Raw genomic sequence first — 19,272 nt, 5'->3', positions numbered from 1 at the left:
ACACGATCGTTCGTAAAACAATCAAGTGACAAATTGGAGAATGATGTGGGTCGTATTCGCAGGATTCAGAAAGATGACATCTTGGATGCCGCCGAGCGCGTGGTATTGAAGCTCGGCGCCGCCGGGCTTTCAATCGATGCCGTCGCCCAGGAGGCGGGTGTCAGCAAGTCGACAGTCGTTTACGATCACAAGTCGAAGAGCGCATTGCTTGAGGCTCTGATCGACCGCCGTATATCGCAGGAACTGGAGCGGCAGGCAAAATCAGTCGAAGATGCTGCCGATACCCCTCATCCCGAGCTTTTCGGGCGGATCAAGCTTGCCGAACGTGTCGTGGATGATACCGAACGCGCGGTTGCCATGGCGATCAGCGCCTCCCTTTCGTCCGAGGAGAAGCTCCAGCAGCAGATGCGTGACTGGACGTTGGCAGACCTCAAGGCCATGGGCGAGGGTGCCCGTCCCGAAGCGGCGCTGATGGCTTATCTTACCCTTTCGGGCTTCTATTTTACCGAACTTTTCGGCTTCCACCAGTGGAGCGAGGATGATCAAGCCAGAATTCTCGAAGGTGTACGAACGATCTACACATCCTATCCCGAGAAGTAATCATCGCCCGTAGGGGCCAATAACAGCCGATTCAAGGAAGAAACATGTACCGCTGCAGCCAACTGCCGCGCCTAAGGGCGTGCCTTATTGCAACCTCTATTCTCGCTCTGACGGCGACGACTGCCCTTGCGCAGGAGGGCGGAGAGATGCCGCCCGCCGCCGTCGGTGTCATCGATCTCAAGGCCCATGCGATCCCGGTTATCAGTGAGCTTCCGGGCCGCGTGGCCGCCACTCGGGTCTCCGAAGTGCGTGCCCGCGTTTCCGGTATCTTGCAGGAGCGCGTTTTCGAACAGGGCGCGCTCGTGAAGGAAGGTGACGTCCTTTATCGGATCGATCCCCGTCTCTTCAAAGTCCGGGTTGCCAGCGCACAGGCAACCCTTCGCCGGGCGGAAGCCACGCGCGACAATGCCAAGGTTCAGCTGGAACGGCAGAGGATGCTGCGTGAACGCAATGTTGCGAGCGGCATCGACTATGACACCGCGGCCGTTAATCTTGCTCAGGCAGAGGCCGATGTAGCGCTCCAGCAGGCTTCTCTCGAGGAAGCAAAGATCAATCTCGAATATACCGAGGTTCGTGCTCCGATCACCGGCATCATCGGCGGCGCGCTCGTCACCGAAGGTGCGCTTGTTACCGCGGATGGTACATCGAGCCTTGCGCTCATTCAGCAGATCAACCCTGTCTATGCCGACTTCACCCAGTCCGCGCAGGATCTTCTGGCGCTACGCCGCGCCGTTACCGACGGCAAGCTGGCAAGCCCCGCTCCCGGGCAGGCAAGCGTAGAACTGGTTTTTGATGGCGGTGATGTCTACGGCGGGAAAGGCAAGCTGCTGTTTTCCAGCGCCAACGTGGATTCCACGACCGGTCAGGTGACATTGCGCGCCGAGTTTCCCAACCCGAATGGCGATCTCTTGCCCGGCATGTATGTGCGCGTGCGCATCGAGCAGGCCGTCCGTCAGGACGCAATCACCATTCCTCAGCGTTCCGTGCTGAGAACCCAGGACGGCAAGGCACAGGTCTACGTTGTCGAGGCTGACGACATTGCAACGCTGCGGGATGTCCAGCTTGGACAGGCGCTTGGCCAGGAATGGGTGGTCGAGAGCGGCCTAAAGGAGGGCGAGAAAGTCGTGGTCGACGGTGTGCAGAAGGTTCAGCCGGACACCAGGGTCGCCGCCGAATCCTGGTCGGCGGAAGAACACAAGCAATCTGGCGGCGTAATTCCCGCCAACTCGGGAAATTCAAGGTAATATAATGGCACAGTTCTTTATCAGCAGGCCGATCCTTGCCTGGGTCTTCGCCCTGTTCATTTCCATAGCGGGCATCATCGCCTTGCCCTTTCTGCCGATTGCGCAATACCCCAAGGTTGCGCCGCCGCAGCTCACCATTTCCACCTCCTATCCCGGCGCTTCCCCGCAGGAAATCTATCAGGGTGTGACGCGCCTGATCGAGGAGGAGCTGAACGGCGTCGCCAACATGATGTATTTCGAATCGACGTCGGACACATCAGGCGCCGTCAGCATCAACGCCACCTTCGAGGCTGGCACCAACATCGATCAGGCATCGGTCAACGTACAGAACGCCATCCGGCGCGTGGAGTCCCGTCTTCCGTCTGCGGTCACTTCGCAGGGTGTAAACGTCGAAGAAGCCGCATCGGGCTTCCTGATGATGATCACGCTGACCTCCACCGATGGTCGCATGGACGAAGTCGCACTTGGCGATTATCTAAACCGAAACGTTCTTGGTGAAATTCGCCGTATTGACGGCGTCGGTCGCGCCCAGATGTTCGCGGCCCAGCGCGCCATGCGCGTCTGGATCGACCCGGACAAGATGGTCGGCCTGAACCTGACGGCGGCAGACATCAATGCCGCCATCACCGCCCAGAACGCCCAGGTGGCCGCCGGCCAGATCGGCGCTGCCCCAAACCCTGTCTCGCAGGATCTGACCGCCACGGTTCTTGTACAGGGCCAGTTGTCTGATCCCAGGGCGTTCGGCGAGATCATTCTCCGCGCAAACCCCGATGGTAGCGCGGTGCTTCTGAAGGATGTAGCCAGGATCGAACTTGGCGCGGAGAACTACAACTTTACCAGCCGCCTGAACGGGCAACCGAGTGCTGCGGTCGGTATTCAGCTTTCCTCGACGGGCAACGCGGTGGCGACTTCGAACGCCGTCAAGGCGAAGATGGACGAGCTGTCGCAATTCTTCCCCAAAGGGGTTGAATACGCCACGCCATACGACACCAGCCCATTCGTGTCGGCCTCCATCGAGAAGGTGCTGAGCACGTTGATCGAAGCCGTCGTGCTCGTCTTCGTCGTGATGTTCGTGTTCCTGCAGAATTTCCGTTACACCGTCATCCCGACCCTGGTCGTGCCCGTTGCGCTGTTGGGCACATGCGCCATCATGTTCGCGACCGGGTTCTCCATCAACGTGCTGACCATGTTCGCCATGGTCCTCGCCATCGGCATTCTCGTCGACGACGCTATCGTCGTAGTGGAGAACGTCGAACGCATCATGGCTGAGGAGGGCCTCTCACCCAAGGCCGCAACCCGCAAGGCGATGGGGCAGATTACCGGCGCGATCCTCGGGATCACCCTTGTACTCGCATGCGTATTCATCCCGATGGCTTTCTTTCCGGGTTCGACCGGCATCATCTATCGGCAATTTTCGCTGACGATGGTCGTGTCGATCGGCTTCTCCGCTTTTCTGGCGCTGTCGCTTACCCCGGCGCTCTGCGCCACTTTCCTCAAGCCAATTGCCAAGGGGCATCACGACAAAAAGGGGTTGGCAGGCTGGTTCAACCGCAATTTCGACGGGCTGACAAACCGCTACGTCAAGGTGACCAACGGCATGGCAAAGCGCGCCGGCCGGATGATGGTGATCTACCTCGCCCTCGTCGTTGGTCTTGGCTACCTGTTCATCAATCTCCCCTCGGCATTCGTGCCCGCGGAAGACCAGGGAACATTGCTGGTCGACATTCAGGGACCACCGGAAGCCAGCGCCAATCGCACGCAGGCGTCGGTCAGGCAGATCGAAGAAATCCTGAAAGCAGAGTCCGGCGTCAAGGATGTCATTGCGATCCAGGGCTTTAGCTTTTCCGGTAGCGGCGCCAACGCCGCGCTGATGTTCGTCACTCTCAAGGACTGGAGTGAACGCGATGCGGAAAACTCGGCGCAAGCCATTGCAGACCGCGTGAACATGTCGCTGTTCGGCCTTAAGGATGCGACCAGCTTTGCGCTTTCCCCTCCGGCTATCGAAGGTTTCGGTGCGACGGGCGGTTTCGCATTCCGCCTTCAGGACCGCAACGGTGTCGGCCAGGCCGCCCTGTCTGCTGCGGGAGCCGAATTGATGCAAAAGGCCGGGCAAAGTCCGGTGCTGACCGGCATGCGTGTGGAAGGTCTTCCGGATGCGGCGCAGGTTCTGCTGGTGATCGACCGCGAAAAAGCGAACACATTTGGTGTGACCTTCTCCGACATCAACAACACGATCACCGCTAACCTCGGATCGTCCTATATCAACGACTTTCCGAATGCCGGCCGCATGCAGCGCGTCATCGTGCAGGCCAAGGACCAGAGCCGTCTTCAGGTCGAGGATTTACTCAAGCTGAACGTCCGCAATGCCAGCGGCGGCATGGTTCCGCTGTCGTCCTTTGCAATTGCACAGTGGCAGAAAGGTTCACCGCAGATCGTTGGTTACAATGGCTATCCGACGATACGCATCTCGGGTGAACCTGCTCCCGGCAACTCGTCCGGCGCGGCCATCGCCGAGATGGAACGTCTGGCGGGCGAAATGCCTGAAGGCATCGGATTTGAGTGGACAGGTCAGTCGTTGGAAGAAATCAAGTCCGGTTCGCAGGCGCCCTTCCTGTTCGGCATCAGCCTTCTCTTCGTGTTCCTGCTTCTTGCAGGTCTTTACGAAAGCTGGTCGATCCCGTTCTCGGTCATGCTCGTGGTGCCGCTCGGTGTCATCGGTTGTGTACTTGCGGTCATGCTTGCCGGAATGCCGAATGATATCTATTTCAAGGTGGGCCTGATCGCGATCATCGGCCTGTCGGCAAAGAACGCGATCCTGATCATCGAATTTGCCAAGGATAATTACGCTGAGGGCAAGCCGTTGCTGGAATCAGCGATCGAGGCCGCAAAACTTCGCTTCCGCCCGATCATCATGACCTCGCTTGCATTCACGCTCGGTGTCGTACCATTGGCAATCGCCTCCGGTGCCAGTGCCGCCAGCCAGAACGCCATCGGCACCGCCGTTCTTGGTGGCATGATTTCGGCGACAATCCTAGGTGTGTTCTTCGTCCCGGCCTTCTTCGTCTTCGTGCTGAAACTGTTCAGGACGAAGCGGCCGGAGGCGGACGATGCAGCCGCGAGTTCCGAGATTATGCCAGGCACGCATGGTTCGCGCACATAACCTCAATCGCAGTTCGAGATGTATCCTCCTCTGCACCGCAAGGCTCCACCCCTTTCCCCAAGGGGGGGAGCCATTGTTCCAATCCAGTCCTAGGTGATCGGATGCGCATTCGACACAAAACAGCAGGCACGTTTTTTCAGTGAACCAATCACCAAGCGCGTTGATGAGCGGTCACATATACGGCAGGCAGCTTTTCCTGAAAGAGCCAGAGATCGCTCGGCCGGCCGGGCGATAATCTAGGGTGCCAGTTCCGCCGAAAACGCCGATTTGATGAGTGTTTCGGTATATTCAGCGGCTGGCCTGTTGAATATGTCGTCGGTTTCTCCCTCTTCCACGATCGTCCCGTTTTTCATGACAATGACGTAGTCCGAAATGGCCTTGATGACAGAGAGATCGTGGCTGATGAAGATGTAGGAAAGGCTGTGCGTCTTCTGCAAATCACGTAGCAGGTCGATAACCTGTCCTTGAACGGACCGGTCCAGCGCAGAGGTAGGTTCATCGAGAATGACGACATCCGGCTTGAGGATGATCGCACGGGCAATTGCGATACGCTGGCGTTGCCCGCCTGAAAACTCGTGCGGGTAGCGGTTGCGGGTGGCTGGATCGAGACCGACTTCTTTCAGTGCTTCGATAGCCCTTTTGTCCCGCTCCGCACGGCTCAAGCGTTGCTCATGCACGAACAGACCTTCAGTGATTATCTCTCCGACCGTCTGTCTTGGCGAAAGCGAACCATAGGGATCCTGAAACACAAGCTGCAAATGCCGCCGCAATGGCCGCATGGCCTTTCGGTCAAGGTCACTGATTTCCGTCTCGCCAAAGAAAATGCGGCCCTTGGAATGGGCAAGGCGTAGAAGCGCGCGACCGAGGGTGGATTTGCCTGATCCGGACTCACCGACGATGCCGATGGTTTGTCCCTGGCGAAGGCTGAGATTGACGTCGTCGACAGCCCGAAACTTGCTCGACTTCGACAGGAAACCACCCGGAATTTTATAATCGACCGTCACGTTCCGCCCGGAGAGAACGACAGGCGCCTCTTTGCCGACTGGCGACTTGTGCCCGCTGGGTTCTGCATCGAGAAGCATCCTGGTGTAGTCAGCCTGCGGGCGATCGAAGATATCTTCCGTCGTGCCGGATTCGACGATTTCCCCGCGGCGCATAACCGCGACGCGATCGGCAAAATGGCGGACAACGCCGAGATCATGCGTGATCAGGACGACGGCCATGCCGAAGCGTTTCTGCAATGACTTCAGAAGGTCGAGGATCTGTGCCTGGATCGTCACGTCGAGCGCCGTGGTCGGTTCATCCGCAATCAAGATGTCCGGCTCGTTTGCGAGAGCCATGGCAATCATGGCGCGCTGGCGCTGACCGCCGGAAAGTTCATGCGGGTAGCTGTCTATGCGCCGCTCCGGCTCAGGAATTCCCACGAGCTTCAGGAGTTCGAGAACGCGGGCACGCGCCTCCTTTTTGCTGCCACCCCTGTGGTGAATGATCGGTTCGGCGATTTGCGCGCCGATCCTGTAGAGAGGATCGAGCGAAGTCATCGGTTCCTGGAAAATCATGGTGATTTTCGCACCCCGGATATTGTTGAGCTCGTTGACCGGCAGGCCGATCAACTCGCGTCCACGATATTTTGCCGAACCCTCGATAATGCCGTTGGATGCAAGCAGTCCCATGATGCCCATCATGGTCTGGCTTTTGCCGGAACCGGATTCTCCGACGACGGCAAGCGTTTCCCCCTGTTTGACGTCGAGATCGATGCCCTTGACGGCACTCACCGTGCCGTCAGGCGTCGTGAAGTCAACTTTGAGATTGCGGACGGTGAGGATGGTTTCAGATGTCGTATTCATGTCAACGATCCTTGGGATCGAGTGCATCACGCAACCCGTCACCCACGAAATTCAGCGAAAACAGGGTCAGCACGAAGAAGATCGCCGGGAATATCAGGAGCCACGGGGCTGATTGGATATTGTTGGCGCCTTCGGAAATCAGCGCGCCCCAGCTCGTAAGAGGCGCCTGCACGCCAAGGCCGAGGAAAGAGAGGAAGCTTTCCAGAAGAATGACCTTGGGTACGACGACCGTTACGAACACGACGACGGGCCCGATCGTATTGGGAATGATATGGCGGCGGATGATCTGCCAGTCGCTCAAACCCAAGGCCTGTGCGGCGCCCACAAATTCCCGCCGCTTCAGGGCAAGCGTCTGGCCACGAACGATACGCGCCATATCCAGCCATTCCACGGCACCGATGACCAGGAAGATCAGGATGAAGCTGCGGCCGAAAAACACCACCAGGACGACCACCAGAAAGACGAAGGGCAGCGAATAGAGGATTTCGACGAAACGCATCATCACATTGTCGACACGCCCACCGATATACCCCGCGGTTGCGCCGTAAAGCACGCCGATCCCGAGTGAAACGAGGCTGGCCAGAACGCCGACGGCGATCGAGATTTGCCCACCCAGCATCACGCGCGCCAGCATGTCGCGACCGTTGGAATCGGTGCCGAAGAAGAAGTACTCGCGGTTGACGTCGCCTTCCAGCTTCAGCGTTCGGCCCTCATCTTCGGTGGCGACGACCTTTGTGTTTTCGAATTCGTTGGCGCGGTCGAAATAGCGTGTGGTGCGCGGGTCAATCGGGCTGCTGGAGGTGACGGTTGCCGTGAAGGTCTGCCCTTCGACTGAAAATTCCTTCAGCTCGACGCGCGCCCGGTTGGCAACGCCCTCCATCACGTCCTGCAGGTTGTTCACATCCGGGCGTGGCTCAAGGCTCGGCGGGACGGAGACATAGGACGAAAACACCTGATCATAGGTGTGCGTGAGGAAATGCGGACCGATGAACGAGAAAAGCGTGATCAGCAGCAGCATGACGGAGCCTGCCATGGCGGCTTTGTTTCGTTTGAAACGCAGGGCTGCCAGCTGGAACAGGCTTCGGCTTTTTACCAATGGTTGAGGGGCAATATTGCCGGGGATATCAGTCATGTCTGACCCTCGGATCGAGCAGGCCGTAGAGAATATCGACCACGAGATTGAACAGGATGACAAAAATGGCGACGAGAACGACGGTTCCCATCACCAAGGTATAGTCACGATTGATCGCGCCGAGAACGAAGTAGCGGCCGACACCCGGAATAGTGAAGATCGTCTCGATGACCGCCGAACCCGTCAACAGCGCCGCGGCGCACGGAGCCAGATAGGAAACGACCGGAAGCATCGCCGCACGCATGGCGTGGAATACCACCACGTTGCGCGCCGGAAGGCCATAAGCCTTGGCGGTGCGAATGTGGTCCATCCGCAAAGCCTCGATCATTGCGCCGCGTGTCAGGCGCGCGATGACCGCGAGCTGCGGCAAAGCAAGCGCGATCATCGGAAGGATGAGATATCGCAGCGATCCGTCGCCCCAGCTGCCGGCGGGCAGAAGCCCGAGTATGACGGCAAAGACAAGAGTGAGAACGGGCGCCACGACGAAGTTCGGCACGGTAACGCCAACCGTCGAAATCGACATGATCGAAAAATCGAAGGCACTATTCTGTCTGAGTGCGGCCAGAGTGCCGGCAAGAACGCCGCCTACCAGCGCCAGCAAAAGAGCATAGCTGCCGAGTTCCAGCGAATAAGGCAGACCTTTGCCGATCAATTGAGCGACGGTATTGTCCTTGTAGACGTAGCTCGGGCCAAAATCGCCGGTGACGGCATTGCCGAGATAGATGAGATACTGGCGCCACAATGGTTCATCCAGATGATAGGTTCTCATCAGGTTTTCCATCGTCTGCGGCGGCAGGGGACGTTCAAGATTGAACGGACCACCCGGTGCGAAACGCATCAGGAAAAACGAAATCGTGACGACGATAAACAACGTCGGCACCGCACTCGCCAAACGGCGCAGGATAAACGAGATCATGCTTTTTCGGGCTCCGGCATGGCACGGTGGTGTGAGCCACCGTGCCGACGCTGCTTATTCGGAAACGCTCAGGAAGCGGCTGAGGTGTTCGTTGGCAGCGTTGTCGGCCCAACCCTTGACACGGTTGGAAACCAGCCAGAGATCGGCCTGTGTCAGCAGCGGAGCGACCGGCTGCTCCTTCATGAGGATGGTTTCTGCCTCATGCAGCAGCTTGGAACGGGCAGCAGGATCCTTCTCGTCGTAGGACTTCTGCATCAGCGCGTCATATTCGGCGTTGTTGAACTTGGAATAGTTGAAGGTCTTGTTGGAAGATACCGAAAGCGCCAGGAAGTTTTCGGCATCGGCATAGTCGGCAACCCAACCGGCGCGCGCCACGTTGAATTTGCCGCCTTCCTGAAGGTAGCCATAGTGCGAGGCGACGTCGAGGTTCACCAGTGACACCTTCGCGCCGAAGGTGTTCTTCCACATATCAGCGATAGCCGTCGCGACGCGTTCATGGTTCGGGTTGGTGTTGTAACGGATTTCGATGGAAAGCGGCTTGCCGCCCTCACCGTAACCAGCCTCCTTCATGAGCTTGAGGGCTTCGTCTTCCCGGTCGAGCTGCGACAGTGTGGCAAAATCGGCCTTTGCCGGCTCGCCGTAGGAATCCATGCCCGGCGGAACCATGGAGTAGGCCGGAACCTGAGAGCCGCTGTAGATCTCCTTGGCGAGGAAATCGCGGTCCACTGCCATGGAAAGCGCCTGGCGGACACGCACGTCATTATACGGCGCTTCGCGGGTATCGAAGGTATAATAATAGGTCGCAAGCGTCGGCGAAACGTGAACCTGTTCGCCATAGGCCTTGCGCAGACGGTCGATCTGATCCGCGGAAAAGTTGTATGCGAGGTCCATTTCCTTTGCTTCGAAACGACGAACGGATGCGGCCTGGTCATCGATCGGGTAGAAGATGACCTTGTCGATCTTGGTGTTGGATGCATCCCAGAAACTGGTGTTCTTGACGACCGTCAGGCTGTCATTGGGAACATGCGCTTCGAGCTTGTAAGCACCGTTCGAAACCATGACGCCCGGCTTTACGAAGTTCGTGCCGTTCTTTTCGTAGCTCGCCTTGGAAATCGGCAGCGCCGTCTGGTGAGCAAGAAGCTCAAGGAAGAAAGGTGTTGAGCGCTCGAGTGTGATCTCAAGGGTCTTGTCGTCCACCGCCTTGACGCCAAGCTGGTCAACCGGAACATCGCCCTTGTTGATCTTTTCGGCGTTCTTGATCGGGTAAAGAATATTTGCATATTTTGCGGCGGTCTTCGGATCTTCGACGCGCTGGTAGGAGAAAACAAAATCTCCGGCCGTTACCGGCGTGCCATCCGACCACTTCGCATCCGCACGCAGTTTGAAGGTGTAGACGGTACCATCCTCAGACAGTGTCCAGCTTTCCGCCGTACCGGGAATGATCTTGCCGGCGGCATCGTAAATGGTGAGACCTTCATAAAGGTCTTTCAGGATAAAGGCTTCGATGTTGATGGAGGTCTGTGCCTGATCGAGCGTCTGCGGTTCGCCGGAGTTGCCGCGATGCAGAACTGTTTCCGCAAGCGCGGAACTGGCGCCAATCAGAAGCGATCCTACCAGCAGAGTGGTGAGAGCTGTTGTTTTTATCGACATTGTTTTCTTTCCCCGTGAGTATTTTGAGTGCACAAACAAGGCCAAATTTCTCCGAAGTGCAACCACAATAAATTGTGAGTTGATGCGAAAGCCACAAGTTTCACTTAACTTGACATCTTCGCGGTAGACCCAGTGGTTTCTTATAAAACACTTTGGCTGAAGCCATCCTGCGCCAGGTTGTCCCGCAGGGAACTGCCCTCCGACGACCGAGCGGTTCATGCCGAAACCTCGTCGACGCACTATCCCTTTATCCCGCTTGCCGCGATACTGGAGATGAACAACCTCTGCAGGCAGAGATAAAAGATCAGCACCGGCAGGGTGATGATAGTGAGATAGGCCATGACTTCACCCCAGGGCGTATTGAGCTGGAAGAAATATTGTAGCCCCACCATTACGGGTCTGTATGTCTCGGATTGGGTAACGAGAAGCGGCCATAGGTATTGCTGGCTGTACATGACGAGGAACTTGAGGATTGCCGCCGTCGCGATGACCGGGCCGCTGAGCGGCATCACTACCTGCGCGTAAATCCGCAGCCAGCTGGCGCCGTCGATGCGCGCCGCCTCCAGCAATTCCTTCGGCAGATCCTTGAAATATTGCACGAATAGGAAAATCGTCAGCCCGTCTGCGATCCACGGAATGATCTGCACATGCCAGGAGTTGAGCCAGCCCCAGGTAAATCCACCGCTGCTTATCCATGGCAGATTGTTGACTTCCAGCAGGAGTGGCACGGCAATTGTTTCAAAGGGAATGATGAGCGTGGCGAGGATGATCGAGAATAAAACATCCTTTCCGCGCCAGTTCAAAAAGGTGAAGGCGAAGGCGGCAAGCGAGCCAAAAAGCAGGGCGAGAAACACGGTAACGACCGTGACCAGAACCGAATTGAATATGAAGGTCGCAATCGGCGCCCGGGCGAAAGCTGCCGTGTAGTTTTCAAGCGAGAGATATCCCACCGGCAGGAAGGCTCGTATCGACGTCGCGTCACTCAGCAATTGGTCATTTGGTTTCAGCGACGAGAACCCCATGAACAACAGCGGCAAAATGAAGATCGCCGCGAAGGCGAGCATGAGCACATAGTTGCCGATGAGAAAAGCGAGGCTTTTACGTTGTCCGGCCTGCATCATTGCTTCTCCCTTGTCAGGTATCGCTGGGTCAAGGAAATGCACAGAACGAGCAGGAACAGGACGACGGAGATTGCGGAGCCTGCTGCGATGTCCTGCTGTCGATATCCTCGCTCAACGGCCTGGTAGACGATGCTCTGCGTGGAATCGCGCGGTCCGCCCTTGGTCATCACATCGATCTGCGCAAAAAGCGCAAAAGCCTGCATGGTGATGACGATGACAATCAGCACGGCTGTGTTGCGCAGCAGCGGCCAGGTTATCATGCTGAACCTCTGCCAGCGGCTCGCGCCTTCAATGTCGGCTGCCTCGTAAAGATCCGGAGAGATGGTTTGCAGGCCGGAGAGCCATATGACCATGTGGAACCCAACGCCCTGCCAGACCGACATCACCAGAATGGCCCATAAGGCGGTATCAGTTCTGCCCAGCCAGTCGATGGGCTGGAAGAGCCCGAAGCTCATGTAACTCAGGAGGCTGTTCAGGAGCCCGTTATCGGCTGCATAGATAAACCGCCAGAGCAGCGCCACCACCACCACCGACAGCACGACAGGCATGAAGTAGATCGCCCGGAAAATCGTGATGCCGGGGATCTTCTGGTTCACCAACAGGGCAAGAAACAGCGCCAGTGCAGCCTGAATCGGCGCGACGACGGCCACGAAGGAAAGCGTGTTGACAAGGGCTGTCAGGAATACGACGTCGCTGGCCAGAATGACGATCTGGTCCTCGCCCCAGCTGAAACTCTTATATTCCCGCATCCCTTCCAGATGGGGATAGTCGGGATTGTTGCGGGTGAAACTGCGAATTCTCGGATAGGAGACGGAACCATCCGCATCCCGGCTGATGCTGCCGTCCGCCTCTTTCTCCGGTTCGAGCGTTAGCACGCCGATACCCAGCAGCCGGGTGTAATTTTCAAGGCCGACAAACTCGGTCGGATTGGGAGACGTCAGCCGCTGGTTGGTGAAGGAAAAACCGAGCCCCAGCAGAAAGGGCGTGATCAGGAACAGCCCGATCAGCACCATCGCCGGTGCAGCCATGAGCCAGCCCGTGACGCCGTCCCGGGTGAGTTTTCCCTTTGAAGAAAAGAACGCCATCGATCACGACCCCTATTTGGGTTGGTAACCGGAATTGCGCTCAATGTTGTTGTTTATCTCATCCGTTGCATTGTCCAGCGTATCGGCAACATCCGCACCGTTGGCAATATCGGAAAGAGCCTTGGAAAAGACCGGCGAGATGAAGGCGTAAGCCGGAGTGACCGGACGCAACGTTCCCTGGCGCTTGGACAGTTCGAAGAAAACCTCGAGCGGGCCACCCTGCTTGTAATTCTTCGTCATCTGGGCAGCCGAGGAGGTGGCCGGGATGAGGCCGACCGCATCGGAGAACTGCGCGAGATATTTGTCCTGGATGGCGAATTCGATGAAGGCGGACGCGCCTTGCGGATGCTTGCTGGTGGCCGACACACCAAACTGCCAGGATCCGGCACCGATCTTCGGTCCCTGCCCGAAATCAGGCGCTGGCAGGAACAGCAGGTCGTCGCCATATTTCTCCAGCGCCTTCACCGCAACCCAGTTGCCCATCCATTGCAAGGCGTGGCGACCTTCCAGAAAACCGGTTTCATGATCGGCAGGCGATTGTGACGTTCCGGGTGCCAGCTTCTTCTCAAACAGAGACTGCCACCATTCTCCGAACTTGACGGCACTGTCGCCGTTGAGGAAGTTCTCGGCGGTTTGATAATCTTTCTTGTCAATCAGGCTGCCGCCGAAGCTCTCCAGAAACGGGCTGAAGGCATAGCTGTACCATTCGGTTTTATCGGCCATGCCAAGGTCTATCGCATATTCGAACTTGCCGCCGGCCGCGATTTTCTCGAGCGCCGCATTGAACTCCTCGCCGGTCCACGGCTGTTCCAGTGTGGGAATGCGAATGCCGTTTTCATCGAGAACCGATTTGCGGGCGAAGACCGCAACGGCCGCATCCCACAGGCCGACGGAATAGAGCTTGTCTCCCCACTTGCCCACGGCGCCGGGCAGGAAATTTTCAAGCTTTGCCTCATCGATCCGCAGTGGCTGCAAATAACCCGACCACGCCCAGTTCGGCATGTTCGGCCCATCGACATCCAGAATGTCGGGCAGCTTGTTGGAAAGTGCGGCGGCGGTGACGGATTCGTTATAGGCACTCTGCGGAAACTCCTGAAGCGAGACTCGCCAGTCTGACTGGGACGAATTGAAGTCCTCGATGATGCCGGCCAAAATCTTGCGTTCTTCAACATTGCCCGCGCCGTGATACCACATCGTCAGGTCGGTCTGCGCCAGTGCTGCAGTGGAAAAAAACATCGACAGGGCGGTGAATGCGCCCGCAAAAATGGCTTTGGTGCTCATGGGTGGTCCTCCTCCTGAAGAAGGGTAACTTCACCATCCAGAGATTGTTCCGAAGAAAATCAGCTGCAAAGACAAGCGCGGGATGGGACCCTTGGTCGCATCGGATGATCTTATAGAAACGGACGTTGAGGACAGGTCATGGCTTTCCAACCTCGATGTCAGGTTCGAAATAAAGCCGACGCTGCGCTTCAATCACTATACCGAAACCATCTTTGCCGCACGTGAAGGGCAGGGGCTGGCGCTTGGCTGGGGGCTTCTGGTCAAGACCTTCCTGGACGACGGGACGCTGGTGCCCTTTGATGACACCCGCATGCCTTCCGGCGCCCGTTACAACATTGTCCTGCCGATCAAATCGCGAAGGACAATGGCGATCGACCGCGCGGCGGCCTGGCTTACTGCGGCGCTGCATGGGTAAACGGCGGGATACATCGCTCAGTAACTGACCGTCACAACGACAGTATCGCTGTAAACTCCCGGTGCCGGTGTATTCTGCGCCGGGACGCGCCCATAGACGGTCAGTGTTTGCAGGGTACCGGTTCCGGTGCCCGTGGTGATTTGGCCGGCCGCACTTCCCCAGACATTCGTGCGGTTGACGTCGCGATAGAGCCCGTAGGTTATCGATCCGCCAGCCAGCACCATCCGGCGCGACGCCGGCGGGCTGTTGCTCAGGCCGCCGTTGAGCGCGACGCTGTAATTCAGGTTGCTGGTGCAGGTTAGCCCGATGGCCCCCGTTGCGTCGACTGCGGTGTTGAGAACGCCATGACTACCGAAATTGATGTTCTGTGCCGAGACAATGCAGGTCGGCGAGACCGCAGCTGTAACATTGAAGGGCACCTGTGTCGGGTTCTGGGTTATGTCGGAGCAGTTCGGTGCCAATAAAAGAAATGACGTATAGGTGAAGCTGGTCTCGGCACCGGCAAAGCTGGAGAGATAAGGGCCACGGGCGGCAGCGGCCTGACCGGCGGTAATCCTGCCGTAAACGGTACGGGTTGTGCTGTTGAGAAGGAGGGGCAGCGCCATATCGATGGGCGGAGGTGATCCAAGCGCGGGCTGGGTGACCGATCCCCATGGCGTTGTGCGCCCGGAGTTCTGGTACAGCTGATAATTGAGGACGTTGCTACCTTGCAGCATCCGTCGGATGCCGCCCGATTGCCCGCCACTACCGGCATTGATGTTGGGGCAAATGCGGATGGAAAGCGCCAGCGACAAAGGGTTGGAGCAGGTCACCGACAATGTGGCGGTGGTATCCACGGCGCTGCCGCTTGTAAGGTTGACGAAGCCGAAACTCATGTCCGACATGCTGAAGCTACAGCTTTGCGCCAGAACCGGTGTCCCGGACAGGAAAGCGGCGATGGCAAGGGCAGCGCGGGTCAGATCCTTCATTGAACGCTCCTGCATGTGGCTTCAAGGGTGGCGCGTGTCTTGGCGGCAGGGGAGACGGTAATCTGCGCTTCGCACTCTCCCTTTGTGGGTTGCGTGATGGAAAGCCGATGTGTTTCGCCGATATTATCGAGATAGGCCTGTCCGTCATAACCAACGATGAAGTCACGCTCACCGTCGATCTTGCCGGTCGATCCGGTTTCGATAAACTGGCCGCTTTCATCCTTCAGCGTCACCAGCGCCACCTGCCCCTCGGTTTCCACCTTGAAGTTGACGACTGCTCCGGCGCGTTCTGTCGGTTTGACGGTTTGTTTTGTCGTGTCGATGCGGGCATCGACGGGAAGATTGCTGGGGTCCAGCGTGATGTTGTTGACGTCATAGGATCGCAGGTTCGGAAGCAGTATCTTTCCGCGTCGGTTCGTCTGGCCGATCGGGCGGTTTTCCAGCAGAATATCGACACCGGGTGCGCCCGCATCCACGACGGCGAAGGCGTCATCGATCCGGTTTCCAATAAAGACATCGCCACCGGCCAGCGCTATTGATCCGTCGATCTGGGCATAGGCCTGTGTCGTGCGGTTGAATTGATCGACGCCGGCCGACACACGCGCGACGCTGCCGCGATAACTGCCGGAGGCGGAGGCGATATCGTTGCCGCCCATCGAACCGCGCAGGCGCCAGCCATAACTTCCTTCCGCCTGCTCCTCGGATTTTCCGACTTCGGCCGTCATGGAATATCCGTCCGCATCGGAGGACATGCCGGCTGAACCGGAGACGCCGCCGCCAAACGACCAGGAGAGGCCGGCATAGATGCCATAGGAATTGCTGTCCTCGAGGTCCTTATAAGCGGTGATGAAGATATTGCCGTTTTCGCCGAAGGGCCGCGTGGCGGAAAGGCCAAGCAGCCGGGATTTTCTTTCATCGAAGGTTTCCAGCTGTGTGTAGGAGAAGTTAAGGCTCGTCTCATCGAAGCCGAGTTGCGTGGACACGGAAATCTGGTCGAGCGCGCGCGGTGGCCGCGCACTGAGCAGGCCGGCTATCGTGCGGACTTTTGATGTATCGGCGGAAACGGATGCCATGTCGTTATAGTCGCCGAATGTCCGTTGCGAGCGGGCGTTTAACCGTACTCCAAGCAATTCGGCTTCGACATTTGCGGAAAGCTGATAACCGCTTTCTGCGCCAAACCGGCTCGATGCGCCCGAAATCGCCGCCAGTCCATGGGCTCCAAGCGTGAAGACGCCGCCGAAGCCGATATTGTAGAAATCCTCGCCGCCTTCGGCGTGGCCCTCCAGCGTCAACCCGTCCGACAATCCATAGCGCACCGTCGCCGAGCCGAGTGGCCTGTCATCATAATCGAAAGACGAGGTGCCGTAATTGCTCCGGGCAAAGCCAAGCTCGGCCGAAAAATCGATGAGACCCTTCGCGAGCAGATCCGGCGAGGTGTAAAAAGGCGTTTCGGACACGGTTTCACGCCCCAGCGCATCCCGCACTACCAGTCTTGCATTGCCCGCGCCGCTGATGACCGGAAGATTGGTGATGGAGAATGGTCCCTCGGGAACATCCTGCGACAGGCGGCGGATATTGTTGACATAGACATCGACGGTGGAGGGCACCGCAGCGGAGCCTGCGAATTCCGGCATCGGCATGGTGACGATATCCGGCCGCAGATCGAAGTTTCGGCGGATCTGCACGCCGCCCAACCGCGTTGGACGTGTCCAGCTCAGCCCCCCGGTAATCAGGTCTCCGGCCCGGTATGTCGTCAGGCTGTCCTCATCGGAGTAGCTCCAGGTGGTGTCGAGGCGCTGAGTGTCGAATTGCGACAGGCGTGATGTGCTCAGGACCTGAGACGAAGACAGCACGCCCAGCGGGCCAAACACCCGGCTTTCCAAAAGGGCGGAGACACCGTTGAAGTCGGTCAGATCCGACCATTTGTTGCCGCCGGACGAGCCGTAGATCGTGTAGTTCACCAGACCTCCAAAATCGCCAGTGGCCTTGTCCTGCACATCCTCGTTTTCCTCCTCGACGCTCCTGCCGGATGCGTCAATGACCTTGCTCGCCCGTGCCGCCGTGGGCAGGGTGAAATGGACCGACTGCGTGCTTTCATCATAACGGGTCACCACATCCGGCAGCCTGGAGACATCGATCCAGCCATCATCGCCTGCCGCGCTCTCAACCGGAGAAATCCCGATGTTTTTCAGCTGTTCCGGTTCGATAAGAAGCGACCCGGCGTCGTTTTGACGAAATGTGGCGATCAGTTCCGTTGAAACATCATTGATGTAGACTTCGAGCTGCAATTGCCCGGCTTCTTTTGCAGCAAAAGAAGTGGGCGGCGTCGCAGGGGGCAAATCCTGCGCCACGGATAAACTGCTCGATGAAAAGATCGTCAAACCTGCAATCGTCAAAACGGCAAGGTCAGCCGCCGTTGACGCGCGCCGTCGCATTGACGGGGCCGCCTTCGCTCTCAGCCGAAATCTTCAGTGTGCCACCAGCTTTTTTGCTGCCGGTTGCCGGAACAAGAAAGCTTGCGCCGGATTTGCCAAGCACATAGCCCACCAGGCCCTGTTGCTGGGCAATTGCTTGCCCGTTGCCACCCAGAACTTTCAGGTTGGCGATCCGTATCCGTTTCTGACCATTGTTGGAAACGGATACCCTGTAACCTTTGCCCTGTGGCGTTATCGACCAGACCGGCTCGGCATCGCCTGTGGAAGCGGGCGAAAAGAAAACCGGGATGGAGTGGCGAACGACCAGACTGACCGTGCCGGACTGGGGTCTTCCCGCAGCGGGCAATTCATCCACGATGACGCGGTAGCTCTCTTCCGCCCTGATGGGTGTTTTGGAAAGCCGGACGATCCGGATAAGGTTCTCGGCGCCCGGCTTCAGCTGCGTCATCGGCGGGCTGGCGACGACGTCCTCCGCCGCGGTGTAGACGTCCGAGCCGTTTTGCTGGGTCCAGCGGAATATCCTGACCTGAACGTTGATCGGCGTTTTCGCATCATTCCATATGCGCAGGCTGGACGCCGCCGCCGGCGCCCTTAAATCCAGAATGACTGGTGAAACCCGCAAAGATGCGGCGTGTGAAGGTGAGACACTCAAACCGGCAATAAACGCAGCCGCTAAGGTAAAAAGACGCATGCGCGATCCTCCCTATGGCGATCAGTAATTGAGCGTGGCCGTCACCGTATCGGTATAGACGCCGACCGCAGGTGTCGTCTGGGCAGGTACGCGCCCATAGACCGTGAATGTTTGCGGCGCTCCGGTTCCCGTTCCTGTCTGGCGATCCGTCCCCACGGTGTTGCCCCACACCGTGGTATGTGCCGCAGTCGTATAGAGTGAATATGCAATGGTGGCACCCGCCGGGGACGTCATCAGGCGGCTGGCGACAGTGGCGCCCGAACCGGCGCCGGCGCTCAGGCCAAGGCTGAAGGGTGTGCTGGAGGTGCATTGAACGACGACCTGACTGGTCGCGTCGATATTGTTGCTGATGACACCATTGGTGCCGAAATTCAGATTGCCGGCCGAGTTGATCTGGCATGCCGCCTGAATGGTGATCTGTACCGTGAAGTTTGAAGTGGCGACCTGCGCCATGCCTGATGACGGCGCAAGGGCGAACGCCGCAAGTGATAATAGGTAGCCTGATGTTGCGAACTTCATGCTCTCTCCCCAAGCGGCTGCGCTGCAGATTTCCTCGGTCACAACGCAGGATCACCCCAATAGCGGGTAATTAGAATAATCTAATACTCGCTTCGATTTGGTTAACAAATCCTTAACGGCGGGGCCTAGAAAACTACAGGATGAAATACAGCATAAAGTACAACCGTAAATTCTGTGGTATTCGCGGATGAGAGAGTAGATAAATCCT

General features: G+C 57.8%; 15 protein-coding genes. 4 read left to right on the top strand and 11 right to left on the bottom strand.

Annotation, left to right across the window (positions count from 1 at the left end; all coding sequences use genetic code 11):
- The first annotated feature begins 45 nt into the window (after positions 1-45).
- Genes M0412_RS20060 through M0412_RS20050 form a run of 3 tightly spaced genes read left to right on the top strand, consistent with a single transcriptional unit; the run spans position 46 to position 5,004 of the window.
- The gene (locus M0412_RS20060; RefSeq protein WP_269701420.1) at positions 46-600 is read left to right on the top strand and encodes a TetR/AcrR family transcriptional regulator; all 555 of its coding nucleotides are present in this window, start codon (positions 46-48) and stop codon (positions 598-600) included.
- A gap of 44 nt (positions 601-644) precedes the next feature.
- On the top strand, positions 645-1,844 hold the full coding sequence (locus tag M0412_RS20055; RefSeq protein WP_269701421.1) for an efflux RND transporter periplasmic adaptor subunit: 1,200 nt from the start codon (positions 645-647) through the stop codon (positions 1,842-1,844).
- A 4-nt stretch (positions 1,845-1,848) separates the two neighbouring features.
- On the top strand, positions 1,849-5,004 hold the full coding sequence (locus M0412_RS20050) for an efflux RND transporter permease subunit (protein WP_269701422.1): 3,156 nt from the start codon (positions 1,849-1,851) through the stop codon (positions 5,002-5,004).
- 236 nt (positions 5,005-5,240) lie between these two features.
- Here M0412_RS20050 and M0412_RS20045 read toward each other — a convergent pair whose 3' ends face one another.
- From M0412_RS20045 to M0412_RS20015, 7 genes are all read right to left on the bottom strand, one after another.
- Positions 5,241-6,851 carry an ABC transporter ATP-binding protein gene (locus M0412_RS20045; protein WP_269701423.1) on the bottom strand — a complete coding sequence of 537 codons (1,611 nt, stop codon included), beginning with the start codon at positions 6,849-6,851 and terminating at the stop codon, positions 5,241-5,243.
- A gap of 1 nt (position 6,852) precedes the next feature.
- Positions 6,853-7,983, bottom strand: coding sequence for an ABC transporter permease (locus tag M0412_RS20040; RefSeq protein WP_142842571.1), 1,131 nt, complete (start codon positions 7,981-7,983; stop codon positions 6,853-6,855).
- On the bottom strand, positions 7,976-8,899 hold the full coding sequence (gene oppB / locus M0412_RS20035; protein WP_035265000.1) for an oligopeptide ABC transporter permease OppB: 924 nt from the start codon (positions 8,897-8,899) through the stop codon (positions 7,976-7,978). Before oppB ends, M0412_RS20040 begins: the two co-directional genes overlap by 8 nt.
- A 54-nt stretch (positions 8,900-8,953) precedes the next feature.
- The gene (locus M0412_RS20030; RefSeq protein ID WP_142842569.1) at positions 8,954-10,549 is read right to left on the bottom strand and encodes a peptide ABC transporter substrate-binding protein; all 1,596 of its coding nucleotides are present in this window, start codon (positions 10,547-10,549) and stop codon (positions 8,954-8,956) included.
- 239 nt (positions 10,550-10,788) lie between these two features.
- Positions 10,789-11,670: a carbohydrate ABC transporter permease gene (locus M0412_RS20025; RefSeq protein WP_269701424.1), complete on the bottom strand. Its 882-nt coding sequence runs from the start codon at positions 11,668-11,670 to the stop codon at positions 10,789-10,791.
- On the bottom strand, positions 11,667-12,755 hold the full coding sequence (locus tag M0412_RS20020; RefSeq protein ID WP_269701425.1) for a carbohydrate ABC transporter permease: 1,089 nt from the start codon (positions 12,753-12,755) through the stop codon (positions 11,667-11,669). The genes M0412_RS20025 and M0412_RS20020 overlap by 4 nt, the downstream gene beginning before the upstream one ends.
- Positions 12,756-12,767: 12 nt before the next feature.
- Positions 12,768-14,036, bottom strand: a complete 1,269-nt coding sequence (locus M0412_RS20015) for an extracellular solute-binding protein (RefSeq protein ID WP_269701426.1) — start codon at positions 14,034-14,036, stop codon at positions 12,768-12,770.
- A gap of 91 nt (positions 14,037-14,127) precedes the next feature.
- Here M0412_RS20015 and M0412_RS20010 point away from each other — a divergent pair, with 91 nt between their 5' ends.
- On the top strand, positions 14,128-14,451 hold the full coding sequence (locus tag M0412_RS20010) for a hypothetical protein (protein ID WP_237681436.1): 324 nt from the start codon (positions 14,128-14,130) through the stop codon (positions 14,449-14,451).
- Positions 14,452-14,468: 17 nt separating this feature from the next.
- Here M0412_RS20010 and M0412_RS20005 read toward each other — a convergent pair whose 3' ends face one another.
- Genes M0412_RS20005 through M0412_RS19990 form a run of 4 tightly spaced genes read right to left on the bottom strand, consistent with a single transcriptional unit; the run spans position 14,469 to position 19,064 of the window.
- Positions 14,469-15,419 carry a spore coat U domain-containing protein gene (locus M0412_RS20005; protein ID WP_269701427.1) on the bottom strand — a complete coding sequence of 317 codons (951 nt, stop codon included), beginning with the start codon at positions 15,417-15,419 and terminating at the stop codon, positions 14,469-14,471.
- A complete protein-coding gene (locus M0412_RS20000) occupies positions 15,416-17,854 on the bottom strand; it encodes a fimbria/pilus outer membrane usher protein (protein WP_305765277.1) in 2,439 nt (812 codons plus the stop codon). Before M0412_RS20000 ends, M0412_RS20005 begins: the two co-directional genes overlap by 4 nt.
- Positions 17,826-18,545, bottom strand: coding sequence for a molecular chaperone (locus tag M0412_RS19995; RefSeq protein WP_142842562.1), 720 nt, complete (start codon positions 18,543-18,545; stop codon positions 17,826-17,828). The genes M0412_RS20000 and M0412_RS19995 overlap by 29 nt, the downstream gene beginning before the upstream one ends.
- Before the next feature lie 21 nt (positions 18,546-18,566).
- On the bottom strand, positions 18,567-19,064 hold the full coding sequence (locus tag M0412_RS19990) for a spore coat U domain-containing protein (RefSeq protein WP_269701429.1): 498 nt from the start codon (positions 19,062-19,064) through the stop codon (positions 18,567-18,569).
- Between the last annotated feature and the right edge of the window lie 208 nt (positions 19,065-19,272).

Origin of the sequence: Agrobacterium sp. O3.4, from assembly GCF_041414895.1 — a bacterium.
In the GTDB taxonomy this organism is placed as follows: Bacteria; Pseudomonadota; Alphaproteobacteria; order Rhizobiales; family Rhizobiaceae; genus Agrobacterium; species Agrobacterium cucumeris.
Note: the sequence above shows the minus strand (reverse complement) of the source record. Positions and strands in the feature narration are given on the sequence as shown.

What these genes read in the sequence shown, in the direction of transcription:
- M0412_RS20030 (WP_142842569.1), bottom strand. Translation starts at nt 10,549, where the DNA reads ATGTCGATAAAAACAACAGCTCTCACCACTCTGCTGGTAGGATCGCTT.
- M0412_RS19995 (WP_142842562.1), bottom strand. Translation starts at nt 18,545, where the DNA reads ATGCGTCTTTTTACCTTAGCGGCTGCGTTTATTGCCGGTTTGAGTGTC.
- M0412_RS20000 (WP_305765277.1), bottom strand. Translation starts at nt 17,854, where the DNA reads ATGCGACGGCGCGCGTCAACGGCGGCTGACCTTGCCGTTTTGACGATT.
- M0412_RS20015 (WP_269701426.1), bottom strand. Translation starts at nt 14,036, where the DNA reads ATGAGCACCAAAGCCATTTTTGCGGGCGCATTCACCGCCCTGTCGATG.
- M0412_RS20005 (WP_269701427.1), bottom strand. Translation starts at nt 15,419, where the DNA reads ATGAAGGATCTGACCCGCGCTGCCCTTGCCATCGCCGCTTTCCTGTCC.
- M0412_RS20045 (WP_269701423.1), bottom strand. Translation starts at nt 6,851, where the DNA reads ATGAATACGACATCTGAAACCATCCTCACCGTCCGCAATCTCAAAGTT.
- M0412_RS20020 (WP_269701425.1), bottom strand. Translation starts at nt 12,755, where the DNA reads ATGGCGTTCTTTTCTTCAAAGGGAAAACTCACCCGGGACGGCGTCACG.
- M0412_RS20050 (WP_269701422.1), top strand. Translation starts at nt 1,849, where the DNA reads ATGGCACAGTTCTTTATCAGCAGGCCGATCCTTGCCTGGGTCTTCGCC.
- M0412_RS19990 (WP_269701429.1), bottom strand. Translation starts at nt 19,064, where the DNA reads ATGAAGTTCGCAACATCAGGCTACCTATTATCACTTGCGGCGTTCGCC.
- M0412_RS20040 (WP_142842571.1), bottom strand. Translation starts at nt 7,983, where the DNA reads ATGACTGATATCCCCGGCAATATTGCCCCTCAACCATTGGTAAAAAGC.
- M0412_RS20025 (WP_269701424.1), bottom strand. Translation starts at nt 11,670, where the DNA reads ATGATGCAGGCCGGACAACGTAAAAGCCTCGCTTTTCTCATCGGCAAC.
- oppB (WP_035265000.1), bottom strand. Translation starts at nt 8,899, where the DNA reads ATGATCTCGTTTATCCTGCGCCGTTTGGCGAGTGCGGTGCCGACGTTG.
- M0412_RS20055 (WP_269701421.1), top strand. Translation starts at nt 645, where the DNA reads ATGTACCGCTGCAGCCAACTGCCGCGCCTAAGGGCGTGCCTTATTGCA.